General features: G+C 42.6%; 1 protein-coding gene. It reads left to right on the plus strand.

The genetic code is table 11. From position 1 onward, the window contains the following. The coding region (locus MZO41_RS16560; RefSeq protein WP_502825507.1) for a transposase at positions 1-392 on the plus strand (392 nt) is incomplete at both ends.

The raw sequence follows: 392 nt of genomic DNA on the forward strand, positions 1-392 counted from the left end.
CCGTGAAAACAAGCCAGCTGGGTGGTTAATTGCCGACCAAATTCCGTCCTACCGGACGATTTGTCGCTTTAGAATTTCTGATGAACTGGCCACTTTGACAACCGATAGCTTATCACAGCTAACCCAATATCTTCGTCAAAATGGCATGATTGATGATGTTTCATTTATTGATGGAACTAAGATCCTAGCCGACGCCAACAAGTATAGCTTTGTTTGGAAGAAGAATACGATACGATTTGACAAGATGAATCGCGAAAAACTCGTTGACCTGTTAGGCGAGCTTCATGAAGCTAAAATTGTCGGTGAAATTCCGGCAGGATCAGAGCTGACTCCCGAACTATTGGATATCATGATTAGCAAGGTTGAGGATCACTTAGTGGTCCTTAATGAAA

This window comes from Lactiplantibacillus sp. C232 (genome assembly GCF_023806725.1).
Taxonomy (GTDB): domain Bacteria; phylum Bacillota; class Bacilli; order Lactobacillales; family Lactobacillaceae; genus Lactiplantibacillus; species Lactiplantibacillus plantarum.